Origin of the sequence: Nitratidesulfovibrio oxamicus (genome assembly GCF_015731765.1) — a bacterium.
In the GTDB taxonomy this organism is placed as follows: domain Bacteria; phylum Desulfobacterota; class Desulfovibrionia; order Desulfovibrionales; family Desulfovibrionaceae; genus Cupidesulfovibrio; species Cupidesulfovibrio oxamicus.
Map to the genome: position 1 here is coordinate 1 of NZ_VRYY01000152.1, position 5455 is coordinate 5455.

General features: G+C 69.1%; 6 protein-coding genes. 5 read left to right on the forward strand and 1 reads right to left on the reverse strand.

Annotated elements, in window-relative coordinates; translation table 11 throughout:
- Positions 1-634 precede the first annotated feature (634 nt).
- From FVW20_RS06610 to FVW20_RS06630, 5 genes are all read left to right on the forward strand, one after another.
- Positions 635-1267 (forward strand): DUF202 domain-containing protein, encoded by a 633-nt coding sequence (locus tag FVW20_RS06610; protein ID WP_196608811.1) that lies wholly within the window; start codon positions 635-637, stop codon positions 1265-1267.
- 304 nt (positions 1268-1571) lie between these two features.
- Complete coding sequence (locus FVW20_RS06615; RefSeq protein WP_035067259.1) at positions 1572-1949, forward strand: hypothetical protein; 378 nt, start codon at positions 1572-1574, stop codon at positions 1947-1949.
- Between the two features lie 57 nt (positions 1950-2006).
- A complete protein-coding gene (locus FVW20_RS06620) occupies positions 2007-2783 on the forward strand; it encodes a class I SAM-dependent methyltransferase (RefSeq protein WP_196608812.1) in 777 nt (258 codons plus the stop codon).
- Positions 2784-2785: 2 nt separating this feature from the next.
- A complete protein-coding gene (locus FVW20_RS06625) occupies positions 2786-3718 on the forward strand; it encodes an NAD-dependent epimerase/dehydratase family protein (protein ID WP_196608813.1) in 933 nt (310 codons plus the stop codon).
- 112 nt (positions 3719-3830) lie between these two features.
- On the forward strand, positions 3831-4988 hold the full coding sequence (locus FVW20_RS06630; RefSeq protein WP_196608814.1) for a glycosyltransferase family 4 protein: 1158 nt from the start codon (positions 3831-3833) through the stop codon (positions 4986-4988).
- A gap of 193 nt (positions 4989-5181) precedes the next feature.
- On the opposite strand, the gene FVW20_RS06635 is transcribed toward FVW20_RS06630, so the two are convergent.
- On the reverse strand, positions 5182-5455 hold a 274-nt coding region (locus FVW20_RS06635; protein WP_196608815.1), incomplete at its 5' end, for a hypothetical protein.

The following is a 5455-nucleotide window of genomic DNA, read 5'->3' on the forward strand; positions in this document are numbered from 1 at the left end:
CGCCGTCAGCACGCAGGCCGGGCGGCGGAGCGGAGTGCGGCCTGTCGCATGGCGGGGCCGCAGGGCAAGGACGGGACGGCGCAGGGGCCGGGCCGACGGGAACGGATTGGTATGCATGCGGGGGTTCCGCCGAAAGGCTGTGGTGCGAGGAAGGGTGAAGCGCCGGACAGGACGGGGTGCTCAGGCCGGACGGGGTGCTCAGGCCGGACGGGGCGCGGGGGCCGGACAGGCCGGAACAGGCCGGAACAGGCCGGAACAGGCCGGAACAGGCAGGCGGGTCAGCGCGTCATCCCGGGCGGTGATGCCTGCGGCGCTCCGCCGGGGCGGGGTTTTGTTTGACCGCGCAGTTTACAGTAGTGCCCCCGTGAGTGCAACTAATGCTGGACTTCCACGCCAAGGTCAAGGACTGCGCCGTGCGGCTGGCCCTGCACGCGGTTTCGTCCCGTGCCCCTGTGTGCCCCTGTGTGCCCTTGTGCGGCCAGTGCACCCGATGCGCCCGATGCGCCCGATGCGTCCCGTCCGGTTGTGGACGGTCATGCACAGCCATATGCCCGCGCATTGCCGTGCTTGTGCGGGCGGTCCGCCGGGGATATTCTGACGGATACGGTTACGAACCATACGGAAGGAGCCAGCAATGACGGAACAGGCTGCGCAACACCAGGCTGAACGGAAGCGCGATGCCGCCAACGATTCCTCCTGCGGCTTGCCGCAGGAGGCCGGGGACCACGCTGGCGGCGTCGCCGGGCAGGACGGATCGGCCATGGGCCAGCCCGACGACTACGAACGCGTCGGCCCGTCGTGGCGCGACGATACCTGCGGCCTGTGCGAGGAGTACCGCTTCCTGCTTCAGGTGCTGGGCAGCGAGGCCGAGGTGTGGAAGAGCCTGCAACAGCAGTTCGGCATCGTCACCCAGCGGACCCAGATGGTGTTCGGCGTGGGGGCGCTGGCCATTTCAGTGGCCGGGTTTTCCGGACACCGGCTGGCGGCGGCCGGGCCGTTCAGCGGACTGACCCTGATGGCCGGGCTGGTGTGCATCCTTGTCGGGCTGTTCGTGGCGCTGTACGGCGTGGTGCGGGTGCGCTGGATGTCCAGCCTGCGCGGCGACACGGTGGAGGCCAGCTTTCTGCGGCTGCTGGCGGTGCGCAACCGCAAGACGCGCTATTTCCTGTGGTCGCTCAAGCTGGTCATCGTGGGACTGGTGCTGTACGTGGCCGCACTGGGCTGGTTTCTGTTCCGGGCCTCGCTGGGGCTGGTGCCGCTGGTGTAGCCCGGCCCCGGAAGGATTCCGGATGCGGTACGGGCAGGGCTGGCAGCGGATTGCGGGCGACGCGACGCGGGCTGGCGTGTGCGGGCTGCGTGTCGGCTCGATTCCGGAACGCCGCCGTGTCGGCGCCGGGAGTGCCGCGCGCAACGGCGGCGAAATGTGCCGGGCAGTGTCGTATTCTCGACACGGCCCGGCGTTTGTTTGGCGGATTACGTGCAAATACAGCATGGTGTGCGCTCGGCAAGGCTCTTGCATCATCCGGCGGCGTGGCGGCATTCCGCCGGATTCAACGCAAGGAGGCTTCCCCATGCTGTTTCTGCTTGGCGGCAACGACAAAAAGGCGCGCAAGGCCGAGGCCGCGCAGACCGAAAACCTGGAGCGGGTGCGTGAACTGTTCCTGTCCGGGCGCTTTCCCGTGGTCACCACCGATGGCGTGGAAGACCGCAGGATAGGCCGCGTACTGGGCCTGGTGGCCTGCCGGGGCTACGATTCCGACGAAACGTTCTTCGGCATGGCGGCCCGCGCCGTGAACAAGGGCGCGCAGGCCATCGTGGGCTATCAGGAGAACGTGGCCTTCCATCCCGACGGCTCCAAGTTCTTCTCCTGCTACGGCACCGCCGTGCAGTTCAGCCGCGAGGAAAAGGACGGCGGCAACGGCAACGGCCCGTTGCGCTTGCAGGCGTAAGGCCGGTGGATTTCCTGCCCGCAACCGCGGGCCATACGGCACAGGAGGCCGATGCCGATGTTGCAGATCGCTGAGTGGTGCGCCGACCGCGTGCGGGCATCCACCTATGTTCACGACGGGAAGACGCAGTGGTATGCGCCGTCCCTGGCCGGGGCCTCGACGCTGGCCGCCGCCCTGTACAAGCCGGAGGTCTACGCCGGGGTGCTTGACGTGCTGGCCCGGCTGGACGAGGACGACTACTCCGCCTACCTCAAGGGGTTCATGCGGCGCGGCATGGCGCGGTTTGGCGAATCCTGGCGCTACGCGGACATCTGCACCGTGCTGTACGTCCTGGCGGATCTGCTGGGTGTGGAGTCGTACCTGGAGATTGGCGTGCGGCGTGGCCGCAGCCTTGCCATGGTGCTCGACCGCCGCCCCTCCGCCGATGTGGTGGGCTTCGACCTGTGGCTGCGCGACTATGCGGGCATGGAGAATCCCGGCCCGGAATACGTGGCCGCGCAGATGGCGCAGCTTGGCCACAGGGGTGGGCTGCGCTTCGTCACCGGCGATTCGACCACGACGGTGCCCGCCCATTTCGCGGCGCATCCGGACGCCACCTACGACCTCATCACCGTGGACGGCGACCACGGCCCGGAAGGGGCGCTGCGCGACCTGGCCACCGTGCTGCCGCGCCTGCGCATCGGCGGGGCCATCGTGTTCGACGACATTGCGCATCCGGAACTGGGCTACCTGCGCGGCATCTGGCAGCGGGTGGTGCAATCGCAGCCCAACATGAGCTGCCACGTCTTCGACGAAACCGGCTACGGCGTGGCCTTCGCCATCAGGATGCGCTAGCCATGGCCGGGGGCACGGTGCTGGTCACGGGGGCCACAGGGTTCATCGGCAGCCATGTGCTGCGGGCGCTGCCGTCCGGCAGCGAGGCGGTGGGCCTGGCATCGTCCGTCTATCCATCGTCGCGCGATGCCGTGCGCCTGGTGCGCATGACCCTGCCGCATCCCGATCTGGACGAACTGATCGCGCGGCTGCGCCCCGCAGTGGTGGTGCATTGCGCGGGGGTGGCCTCTGTGGGGCTGTCCATGACCAGCCCCGGCGTGGATTTCCAGTCCGGCCCGCCCGTGGTGTTCCAGTTGTACGACGCCATCCGCAAGGCGGGCACCGATACCCGCGTGGTGCAGCTTTCCAGCGCGGCGGTGTACGGCAACCCCGGCGTGCTGCCCGTGGCGGAGCATGCCCCCCTTGGCCCCATATCGCCCTATGGCTGGCACAAGCGCATGTGCGAGGACATCGCGCACGAGTTCTGCGGACTGTACGGCATTTCCAGCGCGGTGCTGCGCGTGTTTTCGTGCTACGGGGCGGGGCTGCGCAAGCAGTTGCTGTGGGACGTGGGGCACAAGCTGCGCGCGGGCGACGCGGTGTTTTCGGGAACGGGAGAGGAAACGCGCGATTATGTCCACGTGCGCGACCTTGCCCGGTTCATCGCGCACCTTGTCGAGGCGTGGCCCGGACCGGGCGTGCACGTCTGCAACGTGGGCAGCGGGCAGGAAACCAGCGTGCGCGCCATGGTGGAACACATGGCGGCAGGGTGCGGCCTGGGCCACGTGACCCCGGAATTTTCGGGGGCCGCCCGCAAGGGCGACCCGCAGAACTGGCGGGCGGACATCGGACGGGCGCGGCAATTGGGGCTGGAACTCACGGTGCCGCTGGAAGACGGCGTGCACGAGTACGCGCGCTGGTTTCTGGAGCAGGTGAAGGGCACGGCCCGGCAGTAGCCGGGCGCGCTGCGTCTTGGCAGACGCCCCGTGTCTGGTGCAATTGGCGCCGTTGGGACAATTGCTGGGCGGATTCGGTGCACGGCATTATTCGGGCAAAGGGTGGCAGCGCATGCGCATCGGCATCTACGTGCAGTGGGGAGTGGAAGGCTGGACCGGCGGCATCAACTATGTCCGCCATCTGGTGATGGGGGCCGCAGCCCTGCCGCCGCGCCTGCGTCCGCACATCGTGCTGCTGTTCGACGCCGCCCAGGCCCCGGCCCTGCATTGCTACGAGGGCATCCTTCCGCTGGTGGACGAGGTGCGCGTGGTGTCCGGCGGGCGCGACGCCGACGGCGTGTTCAGCGTGCAGGACCCGGAAACGGCCTTTGCCGGGCTGGACCTGGCCTACCCCTTGCCGCACGGGTTCTGGAATCCCCCGCCCCATCTGCCGCGCGTGTTCTGGATACCCGACTTCCAGCACAAGCGGTTGCCCCAGTTCTTTTCCGGACAGGAACTGGCCAACCGGGACGCGCTGTTCGCGGAGATCGCCGGTCAGGCCGACATGGTGGTGCTGAGCAGCGAGGCCGCGCGGCGCGACCTGGCGGAATTCTACGGCGTGGAGGCCGACCGTTCCTTCGTCCTGCCGTTCTGCACGGTGGGCGAGGCGGACTGGTATGCCGGCGACGTTGCCGGGGCCATGGCGAAGCACGGCGTGCCTGGCGGCTACCTGATGTGCTGCAACCAGTTCTGGGCGCACAAGGACCACCTGACGCTGTTCCGCGCGCTGGCGCGGCTGCGCGACGGCGGGGTGGAACTGCCGCTGGTGTGCACCGGCAGCGTGCACGACTACCGGGCGCCCGGCCATTTTCCCATGTTGCAGCGCGAGGTGCAGCGGCTTGGCATTGCCGGGCAGGTGCGCATTCTGGGCCTGATCGACCGGGGCGACCAGATCCAGTTGCTGCGCGGCGCCCATGCCGTGGTGCATCCCTCGTTGTTCGAGGGGTGGAGCACCGTGGTGGAGGATGCCCGGGCACTGGGCAAGACCATCGTGTATTCCGACATCGACGTGCATCTGGAACAGAACCCGCCGCACGGGGTGCCGTTCCGGGCCGGGGACCCCGTGGATCTGGCCCGTGCGCTGCTGCAATCGCGGTCCGGCTTTGGCCCCACGGCGGGTACGGAACGCGAGGCTCAGGCCCGCGAGCAGGGCGCGGAGCGTTTGCTGCGCTTCGGCATGGGGCTGGTGCACCTTGCCCGCGCCGCCGCCGCGGGGCGCGGGGCACGCTGACGGTTTTTTCCTTCCTGAGCCCCAATCAGGTCCGGCCCTTGTGGCCCCAACGGACAGGCCCGCCATCACGAGTCTCGTGATGGCGGGCCTGTCCGTTGGGGCGTCTGAGGGGCGAAAGGGATGGAGATCGTTCAGGATATTGCCGGGTCGTGTGGACAGCGCGGACCGTGCGGAGATGGCCGGGCTTGCCGCATCAGGCCTGCGGTTTCTCGGTTCCCAGCAGGCGGGCCTGCACGGCGGCGTTGGCGCGGCGCAGGCTGGCGGGCATGCGTAGGTCGGGCATGCCGCCCGCGCCCTCCAGAAGCGCCGTCAATGCCTGCGCGCACCGTTCCGGGCGGAAGCAGGCATCCCAGTGCGCCGTGCCCAGCCCGCCCAGGGCCGTGGCCGTGTCGGCATCGTGCAGCAGGGCACGGATGGCCCGGGAGAAATGTTCCGGCTCCGCGATCAGGCCGCCCGCAGCGTCCGCC

Bases quoted from the DNA above. Each gene is read 5' to 3' on its own strand.
- FVW20_RS06610 (WP_196608811.1), top strand. From the start codon at position 635: ATGACGGAACAGGCTGCGCAACACCAGGCTGAACGGAAGCGCGATGCC.
- FVW20_RS06630 (WP_196608814.1), top strand. From the start codon at position 3,831: ATGCGCATCGGCATCTACGTGCAGTGGGGAGTGGAAGGCTGGACCGGC.
- FVW20_RS06620 (WP_196608812.1), top strand. From the start codon at position 2,007: ATGTTGCAGATCGCTGAGTGGTGCGCCGACCGCGTGCGGGCATCCACC.
- FVW20_RS06625 (WP_196608813.1), top strand. From the start codon at position 2,786: ATGGCCGGGGGCACGGTGCTGGTCACGGGGGCCACAGGGTTCATCGGC.
- FVW20_RS06615 (WP_035067259.1), top strand. From the start codon at position 1,572: ATGCTGTTTCTGCTTGGCGGCAACGACAAAAAGGCGCGCAAGGCCGAG.